General features: G+C 58.7%; 24 protein-coding genes. 16 read left to right on the plus strand and 8 right to left on the minus strand.

The genetic code is table 11. The features are described 5' to 3' along the window. Position 1 precedes the first annotated feature (1 nt). From IPM54_36370 to IPM54_36390, 5 genes are read right to left on the minus strand one after another with little or no spacing between them, the layout of a single operon-like run. A complete protein-coding gene (locus IPM54_36370; GenBank protein MBK9265246.1) occupies positions 2 to 874 on the minus strand; it encodes a hypothetical protein in 873 nt (290 codons plus the stop codon). 21 nt (positions 875 to 895) lie between these two features. Then, positions 896 to 2,047: a hypothetical protein gene (locus IPM54_36375; protein ID MBK9265247.1), complete on the minus strand. Its 1,152-nt coding sequence runs from the start codon at positions 2,045 to 2,047 to the stop codon at positions 896 to 898. After that, positions 2,047 to 2,688, minus strand: coding sequence for a hypothetical protein (locus IPM54_36380; GenBank protein ID MBK9265248.1), 642 nt, complete (start codon positions 2,686 to 2,688; stop codon positions 2,047 to 2,049). The genes IPM54_36375 and IPM54_36380 overlap by 1 nt, the downstream gene beginning before the upstream one ends. 56 nt (positions 2,689 to 2,744) lie before the next feature. Next, positions 2,745 to 4,049, minus strand: a complete 1,305-nt coding sequence (locus tag IPM54_36385) for a monooxygenase (GenBank protein ID MBK9265249.1) — start codon at positions 4,047 to 4,049, stop codon at positions 2,745 to 2,747. 44 nt (positions 4,050 to 4,093) lie between these two features. Further along, the gene (locus IPM54_36390) at positions 4,094 to 4,903 is read right to left on the minus strand and encodes a TetR/AcrR family transcriptional regulator (protein MBK9265250.1); all 810 of its coding nucleotides are present in this window, start codon (positions 4,901 to 4,903) and stop codon (positions 4,094 to 4,096) included. A gap of 151 nt (positions 4,904 to 5,054) precedes the next feature. On the opposite strand from IPM54_36390, the gene IPM54_36395 reads away from it, so the two are divergent. The 16 genes from IPM54_36395 to IPM54_36470 all read left to right on the plus strand — a co-directional run bounded on the left by IPM54_36395 (position 5,055) and on the right by IPM54_36470 (position 23,206). Beyond that, complete coding sequence (locus IPM54_36395; protein MBK9265251.1) at positions 5,055 to 7,931, plus strand: PD40 domain-containing protein; 2,877 nt, start codon at positions 5,055 to 5,057, stop codon at positions 7,929 to 7,931. Continuing rightward, the gene (locus IPM54_36400) at positions 7,928 to 8,377 is read left to right on the plus strand and encodes a hypothetical protein (GenBank protein ID MBK9265252.1); all 450 of its coding nucleotides are present in this window, start codon (positions 7,928 to 7,930) and stop codon (positions 8,375 to 8,377) included. Before IPM54_36395 ends, IPM54_36400 begins: the two co-directional genes overlap by 4 nt. 101 nt (positions 8,378 to 8,478) lie before the next feature. Then, positions 8,479 to 8,592 (plus strand): DUF4266 domain-containing protein, encoded by a 114-nt coding sequence (locus IPM54_36405; GenBank protein ID MBK9265253.1) that lies wholly within the window; start codon positions 8,479 to 8,481, stop codon positions 8,590 to 8,592. Beyond that, complete coding sequence (locus IPM54_36410) at positions 8,577 to 9,689, plus strand: DUF3570 domain-containing protein (GenBank protein MBK9265254.1); 1,113 nt, start codon at positions 8,577 to 8,579, stop codon at positions 9,687 to 9,689. The genes IPM54_36405 and IPM54_36410 overlap by 16 nt, the downstream gene beginning before the upstream one ends. After that, entirely contained in the window at positions 9,686 to 10,246 is a 561-nt protein-coding gene (locus IPM54_36415) for a hypothetical protein (GenBank protein MBK9265255.1), read from the plus strand. The genes IPM54_36410 and IPM54_36415 overlap by 4 nt, the downstream gene beginning before the upstream one ends. Next, entirely contained in the window at positions 10,225 to 12,690 is a 2,466-nt protein-coding gene (locus IPM54_36420; GenBank protein ID MBK9265256.1) for a hypothetical protein, read from the plus strand. The genes IPM54_36415 and IPM54_36420 overlap by 22 nt, the downstream gene beginning before the upstream one ends. A 178-nt stretch (positions 12,691 to 12,868) precedes the next feature. Next, the gene (gene had, locus IPM54_36425) at positions 12,869 to 13,948 is read left to right on the plus strand and encodes a 6-hydroxycyclohex-1-ene-1-carbonyl-CoA dehydrogenase (GenBank protein ID MBK9265257.1); all 1,080 of its coding nucleotides are present in this window, start codon (positions 12,869 to 12,871) and stop codon (positions 13,946 to 13,948) included. Positions 13,949 to 13,963: 15 nt separating this feature from the next. Then, entirely contained in the window at positions 13,964 to 15,085 is a 1,122-nt protein-coding gene (gene oah, locus IPM54_36430; GenBank protein MBK9265258.1) for a 6-oxocyclohex-1-ene-1-carbonyl-CoA hydratase, read from the plus strand. Between the two features lie 13 nt (positions 15,086 to 15,098). Then, complete coding sequence (locus tag IPM54_36435) at positions 15,099 to 15,890, plus strand: enoyl-CoA hydratase/isomerase family protein (protein MBK9265259.1); 792 nt, start codon at positions 15,099 to 15,101, stop codon at positions 15,888 to 15,890. Further along, the gene (locus IPM54_36440) at positions 15,887 to 16,570 is read left to right on the plus strand and encodes a TetR family transcriptional regulator (GenBank protein MBK9265260.1); all 684 of its coding nucleotides are present in this window, start codon (positions 15,887 to 15,889) and stop codon (positions 16,568 to 16,570) included. The genes IPM54_36435 and IPM54_36440 overlap by 4 nt, the downstream gene beginning before the upstream one ends. Further along, on the plus strand, positions 16,567 to 17,757 hold the full coding sequence (gene bcrC / locus IPM54_36445) for a benzoyl-CoA reductase subunit C (GenBank protein ID MBK9265261.1): 1,191 nt from the start codon (positions 16,567 to 16,569) through the stop codon (positions 17,755 to 17,757). Before IPM54_36440 ends, bcrC begins: the two co-directional genes overlap by 4 nt. A gap of 14 nt (positions 17,758 to 17,771) precedes the next feature. Then, on the plus strand, positions 17,772 to 19,058 hold the full coding sequence (gene bcrB / locus IPM54_36450; GenBank protein ID MBK9265262.1) for a benzoyl-CoA reductase subunit B: 1,287 nt from the start codon (positions 17,772 to 17,774) through the stop codon (positions 19,056 to 19,058). Then, complete coding sequence (locus tag IPM54_36455; GenBank protein ID MBK9265263.1) at positions 19,055 to 20,428, plus strand: benzoyl-CoA reductase subunit A; 1,374 nt, start codon at positions 19,055 to 19,057, stop codon at positions 20,426 to 20,428. The genes bcrB and IPM54_36455 overlap by 4 nt, the downstream gene beginning before the upstream one ends. Next, on the plus strand, positions 20,425 to 21,333 hold the full coding sequence (locus tag IPM54_36460; GenBank protein MBK9265264.1) for a benzoyl-CoA reductase subunit D: 909 nt from the start codon (positions 20,425 to 20,427) through the stop codon (positions 21,331 to 21,333). Before IPM54_36455 ends, IPM54_36460 begins: the two co-directional genes overlap by 4 nt. A 35-nt stretch (positions 21,334 to 21,368) precedes the next feature. Beyond that, positions 21,369 to 21,893, plus strand: a complete 525-nt coding sequence (locus IPM54_36465; GenBank protein ID MBK9265265.1) for a hemerythrin domain-containing protein — start codon at positions 21,369 to 21,371, stop codon at positions 21,891 to 21,893. 98 nt (positions 21,894 to 21,991) lie between these two features. Continuing rightward, the gene (locus IPM54_36470) at positions 21,992 to 23,206 is read left to right on the plus strand and encodes an aspartate aminotransferase family protein (GenBank protein ID MBK9265266.1); all 1,215 of its coding nucleotides are present in this window, start codon (positions 21,992 to 21,994) and stop codon (positions 23,204 to 23,206) included. A gap of 51 nt (positions 23,207 to 23,257) precedes the next feature. Here IPM54_36470 and IPM54_36475 read toward each other — a convergent pair whose 3' ends face one another. The 3 genes from IPM54_36475 to IPM54_36485 are packed head-to-tail and all read right to left on the minus strand — an operon-like array spanning position 23,258 to position 26,530. Next, entirely contained in the window at positions 23,258 to 24,016 is a 759-nt protein-coding gene (locus IPM54_36475; GenBank protein ID MBK9265267.1) for a hypothetical protein, read from the minus strand. A 7-nt stretch (positions 24,017 to 24,023) separates the two neighbouring features. Continuing rightward, positions 24,024 to 25,028 carry a hypothetical protein gene (locus tag IPM54_36480; GenBank protein MBK9265268.1) on the minus strand — a complete coding sequence of 335 codons (1,005 nt, stop codon included), beginning with the start codon at positions 25,026 to 25,028 and terminating at the stop codon, positions 24,024 to 24,026. Continuing rightward, positions 25,025 to 26,530 carry a serine/threonine protein kinase gene (locus IPM54_36485; GenBank protein ID MBK9265269.1) on the minus strand — a complete coding sequence of 502 codons (1,506 nt, stop codon included), beginning with the start codon at positions 26,528 to 26,530 and terminating at the stop codon, positions 25,025 to 25,027. The genes IPM54_36480 and IPM54_36485 overlap by 4 nt, the downstream gene beginning before the upstream one ends. Positions 26,531 to 26,758: the final 228 nt, after the last annotated feature.

Consider the following 26,758-nt stretch of genomic DNA (forward strand, 5'->3'; position numbering starts at 1 on the left):
CTCAGACTTCCGATACCACGACCGAAAGCACGATCGATTCACCGATGTTGGGCGCTTTTTGAGCAGCTACGCCGAACGTGCGCCCCGTAATTTGAACGTGACCTCGAAAAGGACCATTTTGCGTCTTGGTCGGCAAATCAAGCGATTCGACCGCATGCGCATTGACATCCGGTGCCATGGGCCCGCCATACGCCTTGCCGTCCTTGATGAGAAATACATACACGAGCGGCACTTTGACCTTGCGCTCCCGCTCCACCGCCTTGACGAGCTCGTCCTTGGCCGCCAGGTCGATGTGCTGCGCAAAACGGCGCAATGACCAACCCGTCACGAACAAACCCTTCGTTTTGCCTTCCTTGTCTCGAACGGCGTGCGCCAAAACCCATTGATGTTCGGGTCCCTGTTTGGTGACACGCATTTCCTCCATGTCGCCCCACGCTTCGACGACACCCGCATTCGGTTCGAGGGCTTTTTTCAGTCCGGGAAAAACCGTAAAGAGCTGCTTTTGAGCAAGGTTGTCCGGATCGGTTTCGCTGCGATGAACGACGCCAGACGTGTCCGCGAACGAAAAGAACGTGCACTTGGACGTCCGAAGATCTTCGATGTTGACGCGTGAGCCTCGTACGACGCGCTGCAGAGCCACGAGGTTCGTTTCGGGCTCGTCATCGATGTGCTCGCCGAGCTTCTTGGCACCCTCGGGCAAACCTCGACGAACCTGCGCAACGTCGGCATCCGCGATGGGCGCGATCTTCTGGAGGACCGAAGCCGCCATCTGCTCCTGCTTCGCCGGATCAGCACAGCCAACAAGGCTTGCCACGAGCGCAGGCACCACGAAACAAGCTGCCGAATCAGGTCGCATCATGACGTCGTATCGCATCGGAGGAAGGACAACATCCTACTAAAATGTTTCCGGCGTGATGAAGACGATCTCGACGCGAGCATTCCGCTTGCGATCGCTGCCTGCGGGATCGACGACCGGGGCTGCAGCGCCCGCTTGCACGACGTTGATCGACGCGATTCCCGCTGAACGAAATGCGGCGGCAAGAGCATCAGCGCGAGCCTTGGATGCCGCGTCGTCTTTCGCCGTCGGCTCCTTTTCGACATGCACGACCGCCGCCAACGGAAACCCTGGGTGCGCCTTGGCGATCCGCCCAAGCGCTTCGATGCGCTGTGTTGCCGCGGGCGTGAGTTTGTCAAGGCTGAACACATCGCGAAGCGTGACGACCACGCCGCGTTCGTCCCGGAACGGTGAGAACTGCCGCGTCGCGGAAATTTCGCCGAGTAGCGCGTCGCCTTTGCCCGGAGCTCGAGCCGCCGGTGTCATGGACCGGCGCATGTTGGTCAGGACGGACAAACACCCGGCCCGAGCGCGCGTGGCGAGATCGATCGGCGCCCGCCCTCCGGCCGCCAGAGACTCGTGCGTCTTGGTCACGACGAGCTCGGCTTCGTCGAGTTGCAATGCGAGCGCCGAGCGTTCGGGGGCACCTACGGGAGGCGGCGATCCTTCGGGGATCGAGGGCAAGAGCAAGCGAGCGCCGGTGCAAAGCATCTTCGCTTCCAGCGCGAGAGATCGCGCCGCAGCCACGCGCGCAACCTCGCGCTCGGGACTGCCGTTGCCGGACGGCGTGATGGGTTGGGCATCACGCGACACGCGAATCCGGGCTTCGAGCGCGGTGACTTCAGCGGCAACGCGAGCTTGCTCGGTGTCGAGCGTGGCAATTTCAGTCTGCGATGCCGCAAGAGCTGCGTCGGCGTCTTTCGCTTCGGCTTCGGCGCGCGCAATGCGGGCCTGCACGAGCGCGTGTGCGTAGGCTGCGAGCGAGCGCTCTGCGAGAATTTGCGAGCCCGCGACATCGCCTGCATCGAACGCAGCCTGCGCTTCGGCGCGGAGTTTGTCCGCGTGAGCGTACGCGGTCGGCGCAAGCTCGCGAGGTGCAGCGTTGGCAGGGTTGTCCCGCACGGCTTCGACCTCGGCGAAAACCGGCGGTCGCGGAATCGGCGCGCAAGCCGCGAGGGACAGGACAAACGCAAGTGTGACGAGCCTTTTCATCACTTCCCCTTCTTCTGGTTCGTCACGGGCGCTTTCTTGGGAGCAGCGCCGGCCTTCGCCGCGGGTTTGTCTTTACCACCTGCCGGCGCACCCTTGGCCGCTCCAGGTTTGCCCACGGAGAGGCGCGTCTCTTCGGTTTTTGCCGCAGCCTCACGCGCCTCACGCTCGGCCGCGAGCGCTTTTTCGAGCTCCGCATCGGCACGACCCCGACGCGCCTGCGTTTCCTCGAGCAGCGCACGCGCGCGTTCGGCCCGCACGGAAGCTTCACGCGCCTTGTCCGCTGCGGAAGCGGCAGCTTGTTCCGCGGCTGCCGCTCGCAAGAGATCACGCGCCGTTTCAGCCCACTCGAGCGCCAAGCCATCGAGCATTCGAGCGTGGACGGCGTCGCCCGAAGCTCGCGCTCCATGCGCTCTTTCGAGCGACTTCTTGGCATGTTCGAGGGACGATTCGACGAGCTTTTTCGTCCGCGGATCGGTCGCTTTGGCCTCGACGTCCTTCACGATTCCATGCGCCGTCAAGCCATCACCGGCTGGAGGCGGCGGAACTTCGACCGGCGGGGCACCAGCTCCGGGACTATGAGCCAACGCCGGCGCTGCGGCGAAGGTGGACAGGACAAACACGTGGGGGACGAATCGTCGCACCCGAGGCGGACTAGCAAAGTGTAGGACGGCAAGCAAGCCGTGGCGTCGAGGAAGAACTACTCGGTCACGTAGTACACGCCGAGACACATTTCGTCGCCCGTGCCTTCGCCCCAATTGACCTCGCTCGACGTGGTGTTGTCATAGATGCACTTCATCGAGATCGCGTCACCCGGATCGAAAAGCTTCGGCTGAGAGAATCCATATTGACCCTGCCAGTGGAAATTCCATTGCGGGATGTCCACCATGCATTCCGTTTCGCCAGTGGAACGCTGGATCTCGAGGCCAATGCTCTTGCCAAATGTATGCATGTGCGCGCTGGCCGAATAAATGGTCAACGGTACATTCGAGGCAATCGTACCGCCCGTCATGAACGTCATCCATTTGGTTGGATCTGCGGCATAAGCATGCGTGACGTCGTTCGTGTGTGGCGGGATGTCCATCGTATGGTCTTGCACCCACTTTATGTTCGTGAACGGAATCGTTGCCGCCTTTTTTTCGACCGTCTTGTCTACCTTGAGGAGCAATGCCGTTTGATCCGGCATCGGCGCCGCAGTGCTCGTGTTGTAATGCAATTGAACGACCAGCTTCGAACCGGCCGGTATTTCAATGCCCGTGCCTTGCGGAAAGTCGGATCCCAATGCACCCGGCGCCCAGCCGCCCACCCAGCTCGTCCCAGCCGCATTCCCTCCAGGGCCACCATAACAAGTCCAACCCGGCTCGGCGTCTTCCGCTTCGAGCGCCTCGAAAGCCTCGAGCGTGTCTGGGCGCGCCAAATATGCAATGACGTGATGCACGACGGGCGCGTGGCCAGGCTTGACCCCGAATCCGGTCACGTATTTCGTTTCCTGCTCGGGCCAATCGATGAAGAAACAGCGATACTCGTCCGGAGACACCTTCGGCGTGTACGCCACGGGCATCGGCAATTCGAGGTCCACGCGCGAAAGTTTGAGCGCATTGCTATCGACCTTCACGGGTGCATCGGATGGATCACCCTCTGACATTCCATTGTCGATCCACTGGACCAGCCTATCGATTTGTTCATCCGTGAGCGAACGATTGCCAAGATAATCGGCACATTCGTTCGACGCCGGCCAAGGCGGCATCGTTTTCATGACCACCGACGCTCGGACGGCGGGCGCCAAGGCTTTCAAATGGTCGTAGTTCTCGAGCGCAAAAGGCGCAATGCCTCCTTCCACGTGGCAATTGTTGCATTTCGCCTCGACGAGCGGCGCAATGTCACGGTAATACGTGGGCTCGGGCAGGCTCCCGCTCGTCGTTTGACCCGAGCACCCAAGGAGTCCAAGAACGGAGGAAGCCATCGATACGAAAACGATTCCGCTATTGATTTTGCACGTGCTCATGTTCGTCCTCTTCGTAAGTCAACCGCCAGTTTCGTTTGAAGTCGTCAAATCTTACGGCGCACGTCGGAAACGAGCCCCTCGACGAACCGCATCACCACGCGTATCGCTTCGTCCGTGGCAAGCCCCTGATTGCGTCGTAATTCGTCCCATGTCGCAAAGCTCGTGGCCGCAGCCAAACCACGCAAAAGCCCATCGCGAACATGCTCGGGCGCATTCGCGATTTCTTCTGCGAATGCGGCGCTCGTCAATTCGCGATGACGACGCAACGCCATGTCCATGCGTTCCGCAACCACTTTCGAATCATACGAAGCAAGCAGCGCCGCTCGACGCACGTGGCTGACCTGATCGTGGAAATGCCCCACCGCGCTCACGAATGTCCGCGCGCGATCCTCGAAAGGTCCTTCCGTCGGCGCCGTCGGTAATCTCGCCGCAAGCTGCTCCAGTCGCCGCATCGAAGCGCGTGTGAGCAGCTCCTCCAGATCCGAGAAATGATGGAATAAAGCTCGCCGCGATACGCCCGCACGCTTCGCCACGCGCTCCGCCGACGGCCTGAGGTCCCCCTCCGCGAGCAACGCGAGCAACGCCGTAACGATGGCGTCACGCGTCCGCTCCGCGCGCTCATGACGCCCATCCACATCCGTTCGAGCTTCGCGCTCCACGGCAGCGATTCTACCTATCTGCACTCGGAGTGCAAGAACATTTTTGCACTGGCCGTGCACATTTATTAGAAATTTATACAACAGATTTGCACCACGTTTGTACAATGATGTGTCGAGAAAAACAGCGACGATTGAGGTAACCGCAATGTTTTCGCTTTGTGTTCGGCGCTCGAGAATCGCCCAGCGTGATCGCATTCGTCGGGCGCAATTTGATCGCGGGCCCCCGCGCGATTCGCGCAGGTTTTGCATCTCCATTCATGCATATGAATGCAAATACATCCAATGCTTGCAGGTTTGACCGATCCCGAAGCCGAGGGCGCGATTCTTGCTGCAGTCGAGCAACAGGATGCGTTGCATTCATTGGGGTCTCATCCTTCTTGCCCTTTCTGCCGTGAGTGCGTGTACGCCTCCATCGGGTCGTGATCGTTTCGAATCCGATGTCGTGCCCGTGCTCGAAGGACGTTGCACATCGGGTGTTTGTCATGGCGTCGGCCCCGATGCCGAAAAAAACGGTGAGATCATCGAATGGCAACATTTCAATGTACGAATCGACGCGCTCGGACGCATCGCCGACGTCGATCAAGCGTATGCCATCTCGAAAAGCCGCATCAACACGATCGAAAAGCCCGAGTTCTCGTCGCTCTTGCGAAAGCCACTGGCAATGGAAGCGGGAGGAACGTTCCACGCCGGGGGCGTCATTTTTCGCCAACGAGAAGATCCAGCGTATGACGCGATCAAGCATTGGATTGAAATGGAGGACGAAGGAGGCGAAGGAGGGCGCGTCGAAGATTTGACCGAGACGCAGCAGCTTTTTGCTCGCAATGTTTTACCTCGGCTCGCGGCCCGTCAATGTTCGACATTGGCTTGCCATGGACCGGTAGCACCATTTACGGCTTTCGATTTGCCTCTCATCATCGATGGTGAGCCCGTTTTTTCGCGAGAAAGCATTCTTCACAATTATGCATCCGCGCGCATGCATTTGTTCCTCGGCGGCGATCCCCTCCTGTCACGCCTCATACGCAAAGCGATCCCTCCGGAACAAGGAGGCATCGTGCATCGCGGTGGGAATGATATCTTTTTCAATCAAGGCAAACCGGGTGATCTACGGAAAGACGACGATGTCGACGCCATTGCTTCGTGGGCCGAGGCCGAGCGAGCTGCGACGCTAGGAGAAATGCCCGCTCTGCACGGAATCGTATTCGTACGAGGCCCCGTGGGCAATAGCTCGCCGCTCGATCACGACGTATTCGTCCCCGGTTCCGACCTGTTCATTCTCGACGCGGGAAGTCCGCCTTCGGCAGCGCGCAACATCACGGCTTTGGCGCATCCCGAGGGCCCAGCGGATGTTCGGGATCCGGCGGTGGGGCACGACGGCAATCGAATCGTATTTGCAATGCGAAAAAGTGTGCAATCGACACATGAGTTGTACGAGATTCGTCGCGACGGATCGGGCTTTCGCAAGCTCACGGAATCGGCGCCGAAACACCCCGGTGGCGGCCGGGAATCACACGTGCAACCAACGTATGGGCCCGATGGTCGAATTTATTTCGTATCGACACGCGCTGGGCAACTAGCAGAGCACCACGCGCGGCTCGATACGGAAATCTGGGCCGTCGACCCAGAAACCCGCGCACTCGAACGATTGACACATGATCCTGCTCCGGAATTGACGCCTTCGTTTTTCGGCGTGGGTAAATCTTATGGAACGCTGGCGTTCACGGTGGTGCGCGCGACGCCCGAGGGGGATCGGTCCGTCGTTTTCCGCATGCCGCTCGATCACAACAAAGTTCATCACGGTGACCCTGAATTGCACGTGCACCACGGTTTGACTGCAACGCGCGACTTGATTCTAGGCATGCGAGCGATGCCGGACGGCCGTTTTTCCACGGCGCTCGTGAAATTCGATTCAGTTTGGCAAGCAGGCACGATCGCAATCTTCGACCGTCAGATCGGTCCCGAATTGTCGCAAAGCGACGCACACTCGGCATCCGTCGGGGGGTTTCGTCATGCTTTCGTCCCGCTCACCTTTCCGTTCAATCCCAGCGGCGTTACCTTTTCAGCCGCGCGGCATCCCGTGCCCATGCCGGATGGGCGCCTCTTGGTGACTCTCGCAAAACCTCCCTTCGATCCATTGGATCCTTCGACAGAGCCCGATTTCGGACTTTTTTTGCTGACGCTCACGGAAGACCGTACGCTTGGTGGTCCACGCATTACGGCGGTCGACGTCGTCGCAGACGAGCCTGGCATTTCCGAATACGATGCCGAACCGCTCGTCGCCCGACCGCTCGAGGACGACCCGTCGCACGAGCCCGCTTGGGATCCAACGCTTTCAACCGGCAAGCTCGCGTATCGTCACGTCGAGACGCTCGAAGCAATCATGCGAAATGTATCGCCGGTCGGCGCAAAAACATTACGCAACGACCTCGTCGCCGTTCGTCTTATCGAATCGATACCAACGACGCCTGACGATTTGGCACACGGACCCATTTCGGCAAGCATGCATGGGCGAAGCCGCATTCTCGCTGAACTGCCGCTTCTTGGTGGTTCGTTGTACCTGGAAGTTCCGGCGGCCACGCCATTTCGTGTGCAGACGCTCGATGCCCACGGTTTGGCGATAGGCACGCAACACCGGCGGTGGATCGATGTTGCACCCGGCCAAACCTTTCCGGGAGGCGTGTCCCCTGCCCTGTATCCGACGCTATGCGCGACCTGTCATGGATCGCTTTCGGGACTCCCGCAAGATGCGGGCGGACCGATACCCGACACGATTACGCAAGCGTCGATGACACTCGCGACGCACGACGCGCTCGACCCTCGAAGACCCCGCGCACCAATGCCCGTCGGCGCCAACCCCATCGTCATTGATTTTCGTGCCGACGTATTGCCGCTCATCCAGCGATCGTGCGTAAAGGGATGTCATCAAGGCCCTGCGGCCGCTGGAGGGCTCGACCTGGAAGCCCACGCCACCGCGAAATTCGACACGGCGTACGAGGCTCTCGTCGCGCCGGGTGTCGGGTCGGGCAATGGCAGAAAATACGTGGACGACATTGGTTCGAGCGCCCGATCGAGCTATTTGGTGGAGCGACTTTTGGGCCGCGAATTGGACGCTCCGCGAAACGTGGACGGCGCATGCAAAGGCGATCCACCGCTCGATGAAAATGAACGGCTCGTCCTGACGCGCTGGATTGATCTCGGCGCAGTTTATCGAGGAGCCCCGCCATGAGAATCGCGCACGTCATTGCGGCAGCAGCTCTCGGATGCGGATGCGGCACGCCCGACGATGGCACGGTTCCATTGCGATGGCTCGATCGGGACAGGTTTGTCTCGGATGTACAGCCCATTCTCGCCGAACGATGTGCGAATCCAAGTTGTCATGGGAGGCCGGAACGACCCCTTTCGATTTATGCGCCCTTGCGTTTTCGCGGAGACGTTTCGCGCAGGTTCCTCGACGAACCGCTTTGGCCCGCGGAAATCGACCACAATTACCAGGCATGCGTGCTCTTTTCGACCGAAGCGGATCGACCGATCGATGCGCTGCTGATTGCCAAACCGCTTGCGACGCGGCGATATCATGGAGGAGGTGCGGTATTCGATTCCGAAGACGATCATGATTACCGAAGAATCCTCGAATGGATAACCGATGGGCATCACCCAGGAGACGTACCATGACAAACCGCGGTTGGGCGTGGTCGTTGTTCGCACTCTTGCCATTCACAAGCGCATGCGAGCCCGTTCGCGCGTGGGAACGAGGTCTGCTTTCACATCCCGCCATGCGGTCGGATACGCGGCCCGAAGAGACGCGGGCACGTAATCACATGCTCGGCGCGCGTGAGGCATCACAGGGTGCATCAGGGGAACGAGGTGGTGGATGCGGCTGCAAGTGATTGGCGCATTCGCCGCAATGATGCTTTGGACGGCGCCCGCTGTAGCAGAGGGTCGCGGCGCGACGTGGGTGTCATTTTTTTCGTCGAGCGACCATTTGACCGTGATTTCTCCGCAAGCGTCGGCGCGCGTCCCTTTGCGCGATTGGCTCACGATGGACGCGAGTTACGAGGCCGATGTCATTACTGCGGCGAGCGTCGATTTGGTCACCGCTGCGTCGCCTCGCGGTTACCAGGAAGAGCGCCATGGATTCAGCGCGGGCGCGACGTTCCGCCCCGCCGCAGCAACGGTCGTGGCGGCTCAATATACGCCCAGTTTCGAGCCCGACTACGTTTCGCACGGCGTCGCCCTTTCCGCCGAACGAGAATGGTGGGATCGCCGGCTCACGACGCAGGTTGGTTACCGGTTCAGCGCCGATCGAATCGGCCGGCGCGGCGATGCGCAGGACACGTGGCAAAAGCTCAACAGCCATTCCCTCACCGTGGGCCTTGGTTGGGTGTTCAGCCGCCGCATGGTTGGCGACGTCGTCTACGAATTGCAATTTCATGACGGTTTTCAATCGAGTCCTTATCGTTACGTGCCCATTTATCATCCGGGATCGAACTATGCCATTGGAGGGGTACCAGAATCGGTGCCCACGGAACGCACTCGTCACGCCATTGCGGCGGGCCTTCGGCGGGCATTTGGTTCCCATTGGTTTGGTAGCGCGAGGTTGCGTCTGTATGCCGACACGTGGGGAATCGCGAGTTTCACGAACGAATTCGAAGTTCAACGATCGTTATTTGGTTCGCGCATCTTATTGGGATTGCGCGGCCGCATCTACGGGCAGAGCTCGGCCACGTTTCACGCTTACCGATACGAGCTGCGCGACGACGCATTGCCCAAATTCCGTGACGCCGACAAAATGCTTTCGTCCGGATTTTCGTTCCTCGGCGGCCCGCGCATCGACGCAAGCTTCGGACGTATCGGCCCCATTTCAGACCTACGCGCAACGTGCATGTTCGAGTTTTACGCTCAACGATTCTTCAATTTTGCACCGCTTTCCGAACGATACGCCACCATCGTGTCGTTTGGCGTCGCGGCGGAGTTCGACCCATGAAAAAATGCCTTCTTGCTCTTGGCTTTTGGTCGCTCGCTGGCTGCACGGCACCGCCCGAGCGTCCCAATGGTGGCAAAGACGAGCCAGACGCCGGCGCGCCCTGTTTCATCGGACTCGAAATGGGTCAGGTTGCGGACGAAAGCTTTTTACCTTTTCAAGACGACCAGATGGTCGATGTCGTACTTGGTTTCCAAGGGTTTCGTTTCATCGAAGGCGCTGCCCGAATCACCGGAACCGATGCCGAATTCGTGTCCTTTCGCTTCCACGTCACGTTTCAGGACCATTCGCCCATCGTTCAGGATCGCATCGCATTCATGACTTCTCTACCGACGGGTGCCCGATTGGCTGAAAACGTGCAAATATTCTTCAATGACATTCCCATGACGGAACTGCTCGACGAGCACCCGCGTCTCGACGCCACCGCAACGGCCGGAAATTGCACGGGCAAACAGACATTGTCATTGCGGCTCGGCGATGGCGGAACTTGTGACGATTTGACAGAAGGGGGCACATTGTTTCCGGACGGAGGTGGACCATGCGCCGACGCTGGGCTCTGAATATCTGCTCCCCGATTGCAATTGTTGCCTTTGGTATTTGGGGAATCGCCGGATGTGGTCCGGTCGATAGCGAATTCCAAAGAATTTCTCTCGATCCCGGCCCCAATCCATTCGGTCCAGGTGATGTCCTTTGGTCGCCCCAACCCCGCAGAGATCATCCGCTCGCATTGGCCATTTTGCCAAGTGGTGACAAACTTTACGTAGCCCTGCAAGGCGTCGAGGACGAACCAGGCAAGCACGTGGCCATCGTCGATACCTCGAACGAACGAGTGGTTCGCCGAATCGAAGTCGGCTCGAGCCCCACGGCGATGGCGCTTCATCCATTGGGGCGATTTCTTGCCGTCGTCAATCGATTCTCCAATTTCGTTTCGATCATCGATACGCAAAAGGACGACGTGGTCGCCGAAGTGCCGGTTCCTTTTCATACGGTGGACATCAAATTCGCTCCTGATGGTTCCGAAGCTTATTTGGCCAATCGGTGGAAAGACAGCGTCTTGCATTGGGATATCGATGTGAGCGACCGATTTCGCGTCGTGGGGGACGATTATTCGGCAAAGCCCCCGGAGGCCCCGATGGGCATTGCCGTCGGTGACAACCCTCGATCGCTTTCGTTTTCCCCGGATGGATTGCGGCTATACGTCGTGAGTCCCACGGCATTGTCGCTATCGATCATCGACGTGACGATCCATCGGGAAATTCGCCGAGTGACGATCGGATCTCCGCCCGCCGATGTATTGGCGACGGAAGCATTCGTCTTCGTACCACACATCGGGCGAGGTACGCACCATCCGCCTGATTCGGGGTACGATACGGACGAAGATGGTATGCCCGGCGATGGAACTGCAAACGTGATGTTCCAGGACGTTCAAAACGAGATAGCGGTGCTCGACAGGGACGGCAATCTCTTGCGCGAATATACGTCGGATACCATATGCTGCCGCGATTTTCGCGATGTCGATCCGGACGATCCTGCCAAAGGAGCGGCGCTGCCCGCTCCCGACACGTGGCCCGCTTCGAGGCTCGCGTATCTACCGCCCAAAGCTCGATGGATCGTCGCCGGCGCATTGCCCGAACGGCTTGCATTTCACGACGATCGGTTGTTTGTCGTGTATTCCGGCTCGAACGAAGTTCAAAGCTTCGACGTGGGCCCCGGTGGCGAGCTCATTCCGCGACAAACGGGCGGGGCGCTATTTCGCACTGGAATGAATCCATTCGACATCGTGCTTTCTCCTGGCGGCACGCGTGCGTACGTGAGCGAGCGATTGGGTGAAGGCATCACGGTGCTGGATTTGGAATCGGGTCCGGGCTCGGAGCGAAGAATTGCCGTCGGATCGCTCGACGAACCTCCTTTTCCCGCCACGGACGCTGAAATGGGCGAAGCCGTCAATTTCGTGACCGCACCTCTCACGGTCGACGGCGATCAGACCTGTGTCCATTGTCATCGCGAAGGCGGCAGCGTGGCTCGCCCCATTGCAATGCCATTGCAACAGGACATCGTGTGGGGAACGCGCATGGTGATGGCATACCGCGGGGCAGCGGATACGCGTCCGTGGTTCATGGAAAGCGCCATGACGGACACGAACTTTTTTCCCGTCATCAATGAATTCGCCCGCAAGGAAAACTTCTGCTGCGAAGCGCTCGATCCACTCATTTGGTCCGCCTATCCTTCCCTGTCGGAATGCTCCAATGATTCGGGCAAACCCGGCTGCAACCACGTGCTCCATTGCAAGGACGATCCACCTCCTGAATGCGCGCAGCGCAATTACGGCAGTCCGCATTCGACACGGAATCAACACTTCAAAGAGGGAGCCAAGATGCTGTTCGGGCGCGACAAGACCATAGGGGACGTCTTGTTTCAAGAAAATCTCGACGGTGCAAAAGATGGCATTTCTCTCGATTTCGGTGGCGTGACGCGAGCTCTCGGCCTGTTTTTGCTCGTGCGACCTCGTTTTTTGCCCAACCCGAATGCGCGCGAACCATCGGCTGCAGCAAAACGCGGTCGCGTGCTTTACGAGTCGCCCGTCACGGGGTGCAATACGTGCCATCCGCTGCCGCTCACAACGATTACAGCCGATTTCAATCCATCTCGGCTACCGATCCGATTTCCCCCCGTCATCACACCCCGAAAGAACGATGCCGGGGAAAACGCCGACAATGTAATTCCGGGCTTTTTGCAGACATTTCCCGATGCCGAGCAAGATGCTGGAGGTGTTCGATTCGGCGTGCCGCAACTTCGAGGCATTTGGGATCGGGCGCAACGCTTTTATCACGACGGGAGGGCCAACAATTTGCGCGAAGCACTCGCGACACCGGGGCATCCTGCGCTTCTGCCGGGAGAAACTGGCTACAACGAGACGTTCGGAATGCCCGATACGCATGGCACGACATCGCAATTGACCCCGGACGAGCTCGAAGACCTCATTGCCTTTTTATTGACGCTCTAGACGGCCCGCAGAGCTAACCAAACGATACGTGAGTTTTCTCGTCGCACAGTTGAAAACAGCTTCCAAAGAAACGGCATAAAAAGCAGATGACCCCCTTGACTTTGTACCCAATACCCTCAAGCATCATCCAAACAACGAACGAACGTTCGTTCATTTTCTCCGACTGGAGGGACGGCGCATGAACACGACGGCGCGGGCTTGGTTTCTCGAACGCCCGGGGCAGCCGCTTCGCGAGGCGGATTTGGCTCTGCCGGACCCAGGTCCAGGCGAAGCGATCGTGGAAGTCTTAGCGTGTGGGATGTGTCACACAGACTTTGCGTATGCGTCTGGGACGGTGGCGCCGAACCATGCCCTGCCCTTGGTGCTCGGCCATGAAGTTGTAGGCACGGTGACTCGCTCTGGCGATCAATGGCTCGAGGGGCAGGTCGTGATCGTGCCGGCGGTCATGCCTTGCGGTCAATGTGCGCTTTGCAAAATGGGGCGCGGTAATGCATGCAATGCGCAGAAGATGCCTGGCAATGACATTCACGGGGGCTTTGCGTCGCATATTCGGGTTCCTTCGAATGCCCTCGTGGTGGTGCCCAGCGCTCCAGAGGGCGTGGATGTTCGAATGTTCGGCGTGGTGGCCGATGCCGTATCGACGGCGTATCAAGCAATTCGGCGAGCAGGGCTCGGCGCCGGAGACGTTGCATTCGTCGTGGGTACGGGGGGAGTCGGTGGATATGTCGTGCAGATAGCTCATGCGCTCGGGGCGCGCGTCATTGCATGCGACGTCGATGCGCATCGGCTAGCATTGATTGCCCGTCATGGTGCGGACGAAGTCGTCGATGTGAATGGCAAAGGTCCGAAGGACATACGCAAAGAGCTGCACGGAATGGCGCGCAGTTGGGGCATCCCGACGCATGCATATCGCATTTTCGAATGCAGTGGTGTCGCGCGAGGTCAAGAATTGGCCTACGCCCTTCTCGCGCGAGCTGCAACGATGGTCGTCGTGGGATATACGATGGATACCATCAACGTTCGTCTTGCCAATCTCATGGCATTCGACGCATCGGTGCATGGATCGTGGGGTTGTCCTCCGGAGCTCTATCCCGAAGTGCTTCGCATGATATTCGACGGGCGAATCGTCCTCGATCCATTCGTCGAATTCGCTCCACTCTCCGCCGTGAATTCGCTGCTCGATGCAATGGCCGCTCATACGCTGACCAAACGGATGGTGTTGGACCCGCGAGTTTCGTCCGCGGCCTCGAACACATGACCAAAGGAGTACTCCATGATCGCCCTAAAAAATCATGAAATCGTTCCCGATCACGTGATCAGGCACATTCGTTACGAAGCCCGTCCTGTCAAGCGGCAGGATGGTTCCGTCATCGAGGGGTTGCATCAAGTTTGGATTATTTTGGACAATGAAGCGCAACTCAATTCGTATACGACGGAGGCCGTCAAGGATGTGATCATCGCGTTTCAGCGCGCGAGCGCGGATCGTCGTGCGGTGGCCGTGGTGTTCACCGCGATGGGCAATCGCGCGTTTTGCAGTGGCGGGAATACGGAAGAATACGCGAACTATTACGCGCAGCGGCCGCTCGAATACCTCCAATACATGCGGCTCTTCAATGACATGGTGACGAACATCATGCTCTGCGACAAACCCGTCATCTGTCGCGTGAATGGACTGCGCATCGGCGGCGGACAAGAAATTGGAATGGCGTGCGATTTCAGCGTTGCCGGGGACCACGCGCGGTTTGGCCAAGCCGGCCCCGTGCACGGTTCTGCGCCGGATGGTGGGTCCACGGATTTCCTCGACCTTTATGTGGGCTATGCGAAGGCCGCGGAGTCGCTCGTTTTGTGTGAACCGTGGTCCGCCCACAAGGCGCTCGATTTGGGCGTCCTGAACGACATTGCGCCGGTCTACAAAAACGAAGGGCGGTTCATTGCGAATCCGTTCGTGGTTACCGATCGAACGTACGACGAATTCGGACGTCGCGTTTATGGTGAATGGAAAACGGGGGCCGAACAAGCGAATGCGAAGGCGCTTGCCGCCAAGTGCGAAATCGATCTATCGCTGCTCGACAAACTCGTCGATTCCTACGTGACGAAGCTCGTTTCGACCTTCCCCGACTGCACGCGCAAAACGCTACAAAGCCTTCGAAAGAAGAAGCTTGCGCATTGGATGGCCAACAGCGAAGCCAATCGTTCCTGGTTGGCGCTCAACATGAATACCGAAGCCGCGGCGGGATTCCCTGCGTTTCAATATGGCGAACGCGGCGCGAGGGAAATCGATTTCGTCAAATTGCGTCAGAAGCTCGCCGAAGGAGCGCCGTTCGATCGTGAGCTCATCCTTTCCGTCTTGCCGAATGCAGCGCGCGCGGAATTCGAAAAACAGCACGCCGGTTGAACGAGGTTTTGCCATGACGAACCATCGACGCATCACCGTGGAGCTCGACGAGGACGCAGGGATTCTAAGCATTGGGCTTTCCGGCGGCAAGGGCAACATCGTCGACATGGCGATGATGGACGAAATTCGCGCAGCACTCGACGCTCACATGGGCAAACAGACCTTGCGTATGGTGCTGCTCGAGGGCGGTGATGCGCACTTTTCGTTCGGTGCGGCGATCGAGGAGCATACGCAGGATCGCATTGGCACGATGCTCCCCGCATTTCATGCGCTCATTCGCCAAGTCGCGCTCTATCCCGTGCCAGTTGCGGCACTGGTACGCGGTCGATGCCTCGGTGGAGCATTCGAACTGGTGCTCGCGTGCCATTTCGTATTTGCCACCCAGAGCGCTCGATTTGCGTGCCCCGAAATCAAGCTGGGCGTGTTTCCCCCGGTGCTTGCAGCTCTCGGACCCGCGCGGTTGCCGCAAATTGTGGTGGAAAGGCTCTTGCTCACGGGCGCTGAAATGGACGTGACCGAAGCGGTGCGTTTGGGATTCGTGACGTCCATCGTGGGCGAAAGCGATGGCAATGGTCGAAGCGATGTTCTTGCCTGGTATCGATCGACGCTGGCGTCGCTTTCGGCCAGCTCACTGCGCCACGCGGTGCGGGTTTCGCGCCAAGCGGGAGGAATCGCAGACAGAATCGGCGCGCCGCTCGACATCGCCGAACGAATGTACATCGACGAGCTCTGCGCAACGCACGACGGTCACGAAGGAATCGCGGCATTCATGCAGCAGCGCAAGCCGGTTTGGAGGCACGCATGAGCGCCCGAATGCGTCGCCGGGAGCAAGCCAGCGAGCAAATCCTGGAAGCCGCCGCAGCGGCGATTGCGGAACATGGGTTTCACGGGATGTCCATGCGTGTTCTTGCTCAGTCGACGGGCATGTCGCTCGCCAACTTCTACAACTATTTCGATTCGAAGGAGGATCTGCTTTTTGCGCTGCATGCGCGATCGTTTTCGGCGCTTTTGTCGGCGGTCGACGCAGAATTGCAAAAGGCCACGGAAAGCGAGGAAAAACTCTATACGTTCATTGCCACTCACGTCGCCTACTTCATTCAGCACACGGCCGTCATGCACGTGCTCGTGCACGAAGCCGGCCGCCTCGCACCCAAACATCGCCCGACCGTCCGCAAGCTCAAGGATGACTACTTCGGTCGGGCGCGAGCCATCGTGGCTACGATCCTTGCGGAGCGAGGTGAACGACGTGGCGGCGAAATCGACCGTGCGACATATAACGTGTTTGGCATGATGAACTGGGTCTACGCGTGGTACGATCCGCATATGCATGGAAGCGCAAGCGATGTGGCACGAACGATTCACACGATGGCCATGAGGGGTTTGGCGGGATTGAACGAATCCGCGTGCATCCCCACGACGTCGGGAAAGCTCGATGCTGCAGCATTGCCTTCACCCATTCGACGAAAGGAGACACGTCCGATATGATTCGCGAACGATTGGATCCTGCTGCGGAGGTCTTGGCGCGCGCCGAAGTGCTCGCCGACGATCTGGAGATGCGGAGTGTTCGTGCTTTCAAGGAGGCGAATCCGACCGCGCTCGTCGTGGGACACATGCCCATCTATGCGCCGCGCCCGCTTTTCGAGGCGCTCGGGTGCCTGCCCGTCGCGATTTTCGGTGCCGGCGACCAACTCGACATCATTCGTGGCGACTCGTACTTTCAATCGTACATCTGCCACATTCCACGCAGCACCATCGAGCTCGGATTGTCGGGGCGTCTCGAATCGGTCGATGCGATGGTGTTTCCGTCGATATGCGACGTCATCCGGAACCTGGGAGGCATGTGGAAACTGCTGTTCCCGGATCGATTGAGCATTTATCTCGATCTTCCGCAGAACTTCGATTCCGCAATTGGGGGTCGGTTTTACGCGGGAGAGCTTCGTCGCATTGCGCGTGAGCTGGAAAAAAAGGGTGCAAAGCCGTTGCAAGCGGAGGCACTTCTGCTGGCCATTGCAGACGAAAATCGCCGCCGAGAGCTCATTACAGAATTGGACGCATTACGACGAGAAGACCCATCACGGGTGCGGGCATCCGAAGCGTACACGGTCGTGCGGGCAGGAGCCGCCCTTACGGCGCGTGCACACGCTGATTTGCTGGACGAATTCGTGACGGCCGCGAAGCAGCGCCACGTGCGCCATTTCGACAACGTACGTGTCGTGCTTTGCGGTTCATTCTGTGAGCAGCCCCCGCTCGCCCTCATCCGCTCGCTCGAAAAAGCCGGATGCGATATCGTCGACGACGATTTCCAGCTCGGTTGGCGAATGATCGAATCCGCGATCGAGGTTCGGGATGGCGAGGATCCCGTGGACGCGCTTGCTCGCGCATACATCGAACAGGGGCGCCCAACGGCCTCACGGTACATTGCGGATGAAATCAAAGGCGCCGACCTCGCTCGGCGTGTGCGTCGATTGCCCGCTGATGGAGTCATCTTTGCGGCGGCATCGTTTTGCGATCCTGCGCTTCTCGACCAACCCATGCTCGAAGCTGCGCTCAGGCAGCAAAACATTCCCTTCACGAGTTTCAAGTTTGCCGAAAATACTGGACAATTTCAGGTCATTCGCGAACAAGCGGGCGCTTTTTCGGATGCCGTGAAATTATGGGGAGCAAACGTATGACAACGACGACCCCTATGGCAATCGCCGCCACGGACGTTTCCAAGGATCGGAGCCAAGCGCGCCAGAAACGCATGATTGCCGATCACTTCGACAAACTCGAACATGCCAAAGAGACGGGCAAAAAAGTCGTCTATACGTTCGTCCCTGGGAACCTGACCGAGCTCATCGACGCGCTCGGGATGTTGCCCGTGCTGCCGGAAATCAATGCGCTTCAATCGGGCATGCGCAAGAAGTCCGCCGAATACATTGCCGAAGCAGAGAAAGCTGGGCATTCCGAAGACGTCTGCACCTACGTGAAGTGCGACATTGGTATGCTGAAGAGCGGCAACGTCAGTCCGACGGGTACGCGACTACCTCCGCCCGATTTGCTGCTGCTTTCGTACACGGGCTGCTTCACCTTCATGAAATGGTTCGAGCTTCTGAAGCAGGAATACAACTGCCCGGTCGTGATGCTGCACGTGCCTTATCAGGCCGACGGTATGATTACCGATGAAATGCGTCGGTACATCGTGGACCAGCTCGAGCAAGTCGTGATTCCGGCCATGGAGCAAGTGGCGGGAAAGAAGCTCGACATGCAAGAATTGGAAAAGCGTTTGGCATTGTCGGCCAAAGCCGAAGACGATCTCGTGGCCGTCTGGGAATCGGCTCGCCATAGGCCGTCACCGATAGACGGATATTTCGGGGGCGTCTATTACATCGGGCCAATCTTCTCCGCATTTCGCGGTACCGAGGATGCCGTGCACTATTATCGGGAGCTTCGGGAAGAAGTGACGGCGCGAATGGCTACGGGCGAAGGGCCCACGACGCCGGACGGCCCGACGACGAACGAGAAGTTTCGTATCGTCGTCGAAGGTCCCCCGAATTGGACGCACTTCTACGACTTTTGGCGAATGTTTTCGCGCGAAGGAGCGACCGTCGTCGCGAGCACGTACACACGCGTCGGCGGGCTTTACGACCTCGGGTTTCGTCACGATTCGCGCCGTCCCTTGGAAACACTCGCCGATTATTGCCTCGGCTGTTACACGAACATGAATCTACCGAGCCGCATCGATTTGATCGAGCAATACATCAAGCGTTACGACGCGGATGGGTTCTTGATCAACAGCGTCAAGTCGTGCAATTCGTTCAGCGTCGGACAGCTTCTGGTCTTGCGGGAGCTCGAAAAACGCACGGGCGTTCCAGGAGGGTTCGTCGAATCGGACCTCGTCGATCCGCGTTATTTCGGCAAAGCCAACATCGACAATCGTCTTCAGAGCTATTTTCAAATGCTCGAGGGGAAGAAAAGGAAGGGCGCGCAATGAAATGCGTCGTTGGCATCGATCTAGGCTCGACCACCACCAAGGCCGTGCTTCTCGACGAGCGCGGCAGCGTGCTCGGCCAAGGCATTACGAACAGCCGCAGCAATTACGCGGTCGCTTCGTCCGTCGCACGCGACGAAGCGCTGACAGCAGCGCGTTTCACCATGCTCGAGCGCGCATTCGAGAGCGACCAGCGTATGGGCAGCGTCGAAACGCAAACGCTTCTCGAGCGGCTCGCTGCATGTTTTCGCCTCGAGGTGTACCTCGCTCAACTCGAACAACTCGGTCGCGTCATGGAGCTGCTCCTGGCAGGTGATCAATATGGTCGCCATCGATCCGAAACGGAAGCACCGGCGCGAGACATCCTTGCGGAATGCATTCGAGACGCCCCGCAGCTCTTCGTTCCGGGAGCTCGACGCAAAAGTGACTTTTTTCGGGATCTCGCGGGAGCTGCTTTCATGGCAGGCGCCGAACGGCGGGCGCGCGAGGGCCAAGTCGTTTTCGAGCGCATCGTGGCGCTTTTCGATCGGGCGATATTCGACGTCGAAACGTGGCTCATGAACGTCGAATTCGCAACACTGCTTTCGCGGGCGCTCGATCGGGCACTGCCCGATGTCATTACCGATTCCGTACGGAGCGACGTGCGCGATGAAATCAAAGCCATCGTCGATCGCGTCGCAACCGTGCCCATCGAAGAATGCTCGTACGTTGGAACGGGGTATGGTCGGCAAACGTTGCCATTCCCCAAGGAAGCGGTGCGGAGCGAAATTCTATGCCACGGGCGCGGCGCGCATCGGGTTTTTCCCGGCACTCGTTCCGTGCTCGACATCGGTGGCCAAGACACCAAGGCGCTGCAAGTCGACGATTCCGGCATGGTCACGGCGTTTCAAATGAACGACCGCTGCGCCGCAGGTTGCGGTCGATACCTCGGGTACATCGCCGACGAGCTCAACATCGGCCTGCACGAGCTTGGGCCGCTGGCGCTTCAATCGACCAAGGTCGTGAAGATCAATTCCACGTGCACCGTTTTTGCCGGCGCGGAATTGCGCGAGCGTCTTTCGCTCGGACAGCGGCGCGAAGACATTCTCGCGGCGCTACACCGATCCATTTTGACCCGCGCCATGTCCCTCATTGCAAGGTCGGGTGGAATTCGCAATGAATTCACCTTCACGGGGGGCGTCTGCAAAAACCCGATGGCGACCAAAGTGCTCGGCGAGCTCGTGGCGGAGCATTATGGTTCGGACATCGTCATTCACACGCATCCCGATTCTATTTACATGGGCGCGCTCGGAGCGGCCTTGTTTGCGCTCGACGACCTCCAAGCAGGGCGAGCCCGGCTCATGCTCGCCCAGGAGAAAGGAATAGCGTCATGAATGATGGCACGCATCGGACGGCTGGAATCGACGTGGGCACGAGCTCCGTGAAAGTAGCCATTGCTCGCAGCAATGCAGGCGACGACGGCGTCATGGAAGCGCTCGTGCACCAGCGTATTCGCAGGCGCAACGTGGGCGACGTGATTTCGGCGAGCTTTCAGGAAGCATGTAGCGCGGCGCATTGTGGCCTCGACGATCTCGATTACGTGTGCACGACGGGGGACGCCGAGTCACTCGAATTTGCCACGGGCCATTTCTATGGCATGACCACGCACGCGCGAGGTGCCATTTTCTTGATTCCCGAAGCGCGCGCGGTCCTGGATTTGGGCGCGCTTCATTCTCGTGCCATTGCGATGGATGGGCGGGGCAAGGTGACGAATCATCGCATGACGAGCCAATGCGCGAGCGGCACGGGGCAATTTCTCGAAAGCATTGCCCGGTATCTCGGCGTGCCCCTCGAGGACGTGGGCATGTTGTCGCAGGCATCGAAAGCCGTCGAAGAAACGTCGAGTATTTGTTCGGTACTAGCCGAAACGGACGTGATCAATTTGGTCGCGCGCGGAGCCCCCACCGGCGACATCTTGAAAGGGATTCACGTGAGCATTGCGCGACGATTGTCGCAACTTCTCCGCGCCATTGGAGCTCGCGGAATCGTAGCGCTCACGGGCGGGCTGGCGCATGACGCGGGTATGCTCGGCGCACTCAACGATGTTCTCGCTTCCGATTCGAAGGTAAAACGGCCCGGAGCGCAGCGAATCGAAGTAAAAACCCATCCAGATGCCATTTATGCAGGCGCCATTGGAGCGGCGCTACTGGGAGCATTTCGGCACGAACAGCGACGAGGGCGCGCACATGCGTCCGCAACCACCGACGTCGATGAAGGAAACCGCAGCGTCGAGTATTGATGCCACGACATGGGCACTCGACAAGGAGACGAACCATGAATGCAACGGAATGGCTCAAACGCGATCACGAATTGATTCTCGAGGGGCTCGTCGCCCTGTATGCCGTTGCCGATTGCGTGCAGGCAGGAAGGGCCGTACCGGTCGACGACACGCGCCAGCTCTTGATGTTTTTCCGCGAATTCGCCGACGAATATCACCACCACAAGGAAGAAAATGCACTCTTCCCTGCCCTCGAAGCCGCTGGAATGCCGTCGCAGGGTCCCATTGGAGTCATGCTGCACGAACACGAAAAGGGCCGGAAGCTTCTCCAGCGAATGATCGACGGCTTGCCCGAACTACCTGCCGGGGACGCCTTCGATTACATCGATCTGCTCCGCTTGCACATCGAAAAAGAGAACGAAGTGCTCTTTTACATCGCCGACCGCATGTTGTCGGCGAGCACCGATCGGTCCATTTCGGCGATGTTTTCACAGGCTGAAGATACGATGCCTCACGTGCTGGATCACGAAGGCTACCGAAAACTTTTCGCAAGGTTGCGAATGAGGGCCGAGGAGGAATGAGCCGCGGGTGAAGCGCAACTTCTTCCGCACGAAACGAAAATGTTTCGCTCGACAATGCAGCCGAAATGGATCAATGATCGTGCATGTTCTGGGCGAAAATGACGAAAGACCAAATCGATCGTGCGGTCTTCGACGCGCTCTCCTCGAACCTGAGTTATTGCCGCGAGGATGTCATCGGCTTCCCGGGTTCCTATTTGGATCGCGAAGTTTTCCCCGATGCACCCTCCTTGCGCGAGCTACCCTATCTGAGCTGCGTGCGGGAAAACCCGAATCACATCGGATGTCACACGCTGACGCAAGCCGAAGTGGCATTCGCTGGAACGCAACGCATCGAGGTCGACTTGATTCGGATCTGCGCGGAAGAAATCATGGGCGCGCAGGATGCGGCATATGATGGTCACGTCTGCGGCGGAGGCACGGAGTGCAACATCGAGGGGCTATGGGTTCAGCGAAATAGGGCCCGGCGCGAAGGGCTCGTCGACGTCGCCGTGATCCATTCCGAAGATGCACACTATTCGATTCCCAAGGCTTGTGATTTGCTCGGCCTCGCAGCGTTCGCCATACCGGTCGACGAGCGGACGAGGCAAATGCATCGAGGCGCGCTTCGCGAAGTCGCGCTCATGGCCAAGGACCGTGGCGTGAAGCGCCTGTTTCTGGTGCTCACCATGGGCACCACTCTTTTTGGCAGCATTGATGACATCGATGCCGTCACGCAGGTGCTGGACGACGTGCGCATCGACTACCGCATTCACGTCGACGCCGCATTCGGGGGATTCATTTATCCCTTCACGGCAGCGCACAATCGCCTCGACTTCCGACATCCAAAGGTGGATTCAATCACGATGGATGGGCACAAGATGCTGCAAGCTCCGTATGGCACCGGCATCTTTTTGGCTCGCAAGGGGCTCGTCGAATTCATATGCACGGAGCAAGCTCGGTACGTGCACGGCAAAGATTACACGCTTTGCGGAAGCCGCTCGGGAGCCAATGCGGTGGCCTTGTGGATGATTCTGCAATCGTATGGGTCGGCCGGGGGCAAGGAATTCTTGCAGGATCTCGTCATGCGCACGGACAAACTTTGCGAGGGCCTCGATCGACTCGGTGCAACGTATTTCCGCGATCCAGCGATGAACATCGTCGCCATTGCAACATCCAGCATGCCGATCGATGTGGCTAATCATTACATGCTCGTTCCGGATAGGTACGACGAGCCTCGATGGTGGAAAGCGGTCGTCATGGATCACGTCAATGAAGCGATGATCATGCGATTTTTGGATGACTTGCACCGGTCGAGTAAAACGCCACCCCAATGACGGGAAAACGCGTCCCTGGGCGCCTTCTCGACAGCCTCTTGAATTGATCCGTCACATACCCGGATACCCGGCGAAACAAGACCCGCCGGACATCGTCATGGCGGCCTCATCGCACGAGGGCCCGGGGATCATGGGATCCATGTTCACGCAAATGCCCACCGCATTGCCCGCGGGAAGGTCGGTGCCGAGCGCCAGCATCTGATTGAGCTCGCAACGACCCGTGCCGCAATCGCTGTCATTGCAGCAATATTTGCCACATCTATTCGTGGCCGGATGACAACGCAAGCCGGAGCCACAATAAGGTTGTACGTGAAAATTGCACGGTTGACACAAGGCTGCCGGCATACCCACGGGCGAATAACACGCAAAATAACCCGGATACGCAATGTCACACGACGATCCGTCGTTCGGGCACCCATTGTGCGTGACCGGATTACACTTATCGGGTAGAACACACTTGTCGGCACATTTCGTCTTGATGCATTGGGTCGATGCTTCGAATCGGTTCCTCAAATCACCATCGATCGACGTGCACTGGTCCGGGCTGGGCAGCACGTTCAAAGTGCAATACTCGAGGCAATCATCGCTCGCAAGACACGCCGCCATTTCAGCACAACACGACGTTTGAATGCATGCGTCGCAGTCGCCAGGAAAAATGACCTTGCTGCAATTTGGTTTTTCGACGACGACCGCAGGGCAATTCAAATTGAGCTGACAATCATCGGAGAGATTGGAGCATCCGGATGCCCACAGGAAAAACCCGAGCATCGAAGCGGAAGCCACGGCCATGGCGACTGACGACATTCGCATGATGCACCTAAAACGTCCCCGAAACCGTCAAACCAGTTTGTCCTGGCGTAACGGTCGGAAACCACCGGAGTTTTACGCTGCCCGATTGCTGAACCGTCGGCTGAGGCCAGAGCAAGTACGCTCCCATGGCTCCAAGCGCACCGGCGCCGACGACGAAACTGATGATGGACGACGTGCCGAGCGCATCGCCCGTGGACGTGGCCGACGAAAGCGCATCGCAATTGCCGGCATACTCGGCAGGCCTGTCGGGTCGGCAATGCCCACCAGCCGCTTGAATGGTATCCCGCAACCCTTCGGCTTCGGAAATCTTGGCGGCACGAATTCCCAGAAACGTCGCGCCCAAAATGATGCCGAGTCCCCCACCCGCGCCCATTGCAATCGCAGGCACTTTGCTGCGTGGAGGCGCGGCCGGAGGAGGCGGTTTTTCGAGCGACGTGATGTTCACGACGAGACGAGCCGCACCTTCCGCCCACAGTTTGCTTTCGAGCGGCAATCGCCCCGTGGCCTTGATGGTTACGACGTGATCACCTGGATCGATGTAAATGGGCGTTCCCCATAGCTCCTTGGGAACCACGGCCCCATCCCGCACGACTTCCAGCCCTGGCACATCGACAAGCGCCGCGCCAATGACGATCGTCAACCTCGCAACACGCGGTTCGAGCGCGTCGGCACGTTTGCGCGCCACGAGCTCGCGATCCTTTTTCTGCGCTTCTTTTGCGGCATCGGCGACGGCCAAATATTGTTCGTATGCGCTCGCCAGCCGCCCGAGCTTTTCATAACATTCGGCAAGACGAAATTGAGTCCCCATGCCGGGATCCAATTCGAGCGATCGGGCAAACTTTTCACAGGCGTCCGCATAACGTTTCGCGGACATCATTTTCATTGCATCCACGAAAAATTCCTGCGCAGCCTTTTCCCGAGATGCGTCGGACGCATGAACGAACGAACCGGAAAATGAAATCGCCGTCGCGAGGAGCAATGATATCGGTCTTCTGGGGTGATGCCGATTCATTTACGGTCCATCCCGAATGGATCAGAAGTGGGCGCAGGCGCGGTTTTTCGCACAGGTAAACGACGAGTGGGCGTCGATGCCGTTGCCGATGCCGTCACGACGGCGCTCGGCGCCGCGGATGCAGGCGCTTCCGGCGCGGCTGAAGCATCCGGCACGGATTCTACCGGCGGCGACGGCGGCGTCGATGCCATTGCAATGACGGACGATACGGGCGGTTCGGCGGGCCTTGGAGGTTCACGCATGACGATTGCAATGGCAACGGCCACGCCGAGAAGCATCGCGCCGCAAGCAAGCAAAATGGCGGCCGCAGGAATGCGCCGGCGCTTCGTCCCCGAAGCCGTACCGCCCCAAGCCCCCGTGACGGAACCCGGCTGCTGAAGGGTCACGTCGTTCATGCGCTCGGAAAAACCCGACGCAACAGGTATCCCTGCAGGCGGCGACGATGCGACCGGAGACGGTGTCGAACGCCCACTCGGAAGCGGTGTTCGTTGCTCCATCGGCACGGCGCCAGGAAGTGGTGTTCGCGTCGCCTGCAAATTCTCGAATTGCGAAGCGATCGCCGGATTCGACGCGGACAAACGAAGCCCCACGGGCGCTTGAAGAAGCCTCCAAATGCGTTCGACCACGTGCGATGCCGAAGGCCCACCAAAGGGAGCAAGAGCCGTTGCCAATTCACCCACGTTTTGCGGCCTTGCATTCACATCGTGCTTCAAACAAGCCAAAATGATGCTTTCCAGCTCGGGAGGATACCCTTCCACGAGTTTCGTCGGTGGTATCGGCGGCTTGGAAAATACGACCGCCACGACTTCGGTCATCGTTTTACCCTTGAAAGGAAGCTCGCCCGTCGTGAGCTGATACAAAATGATTCCCAGTGACCAAATATCGCTACGTACGTCGACGTCGCGACTCGATTCCATTTGTTCGGGCGACATGTAATGGGGCGATCCCAATACCGCATGCGTCTTCGTGACGTCGATGTCTTCCCCGGACTTGATCTTTGAAATGCCAAAATCGAGCACTTTCACGCAATGCGTACCATCCGGGCGATATGTCAAAAACAAATTCGCCGGCTTCAAATCCCGGTGCACGATTCCCATCGCATGCGCTTCGGCCAGCCCCTCCATCGCCTGCAGCATGTAATCGACTGCAACGTCAGTGGATATTCGACCGGTCGTCTTGAGCATCCCTCCAAGGTCGGTCCCCTCGAGATACTCCATCACCATGAACGGAATACCCGTCGGCAAACGCCCGACATCGTACACGTGCGTCACATGCTCGCTCTTGAGGCGCGACGCAGCCCGAGCCTCGCGCAAAAACCGCTCCACCGACTCGGCGTCTTCGAGCGCCGCGTCCGAAAGAAACTTGAGCGCACGCGGTTCGAGCAGATCCAGATGCGTCGCTGCAAGTACGACACCCATCCCTCCCGCGCCGAGTTGTCGCTCGACGCGGTACTTGCCGGCTACAACGTCACCGGGCAAAAAAGGGGATTGAACAGGGGGCATGGTCGTCGATAACTCGCTTCCGCAAGGCTACTAGAACCTCGACGGAAAGCCAAGCAAACGGCACTCGAGATCGCCCTCGCTTCATGTAGCGACGACCACCATCCGATGCAGCACTCCACGCTTACCACGAAATGACCAAACCGGTTTGGCAAAGCGCGACAGCCATAACGAGTCGCGCAATCGTTCATCGACGTACGATGTCGTCGCGAGCGCCCTACCGCCGAGAAA

The organism is Polyangiaceae bacterium (genome assembly GCA_016715885.1).
In the GTDB taxonomy this organism is placed as follows: domain Bacteria; phylum Myxococcota_A; class Polyangia; order Polyangiales; family Polyangiaceae; genus Polyangium.